The sequence below is a fragment of the Dethiosulfatibacter sp. genome (assembly GCF_983023055.1).
This window is the reverse complement of the sequence record NZ_CEZJXU010000003.1, coordinates 23,271-23,825: the sequence shown is the minus strand read 5'-3', so window position 1 is coordinate 23,825 and position 555 is coordinate 23,271. Positions and strand designations below refer to the sequence as shown.

Annotated in this window: 1 protein-coding gene; it reads right to left on the bottom strand. The window is 41.6% G+C overall.

Annotated features, from left to right (window positions below):
- The coding region (locus tag AC3AX0_RS00520) for a sigma 54-interacting transcriptional regulator (protein ID WP_487548346.1) at nucleotides 1–555 on the bottom strand (555 nt) is incomplete at both ends.

Here is a 555-nt window from a genome sequence, read left to right as displayed (position 1 = left end):
AGTTATGGAGTTTATTTCATCCAGAAAAATCGTTCCACCATGTGCCAGTTCAAACATCCCTGGTTTTCCACCCTTTCTAGCCCCTGTGAAAGCTCCTTCCTCGTAGCCAAAAAGTTCACTTTCAAGTAGGGATTCCGACAGAGCTGCACAATTGATTGCAACAAAGGGCGCTTGGCTTCTGTCACTGATATTGTGTAGACTCTGAGCCAGGATTTCCTTTCCCGTTCCACTCTCTCCGTAAATAACTACTGCAGAATCACTCTTTCCTACTTTCTTTGCCTTTCCAATGAGCTCATCCATAATTTCATCGGTATAGATGATGTCTTTAAAATTATATTTCGCCACCATACCTTTCTTGTTAAGCTCACGTCGAATTTTTTGTTCCAGCATTTGAAGTCTGGTTGTATCCTGAAAAGTTAGCAGCATACCTTTTACTTCATGTCCCGCCTTGACCAGAGAAGTACTGTAGGTTATTACAAGTGATCTGATGCTGATGAGTTCTTCCTTCTTCTCTTCTTGAGATAATAAACCCTCCATCAAAAATCCAAGGTCTGG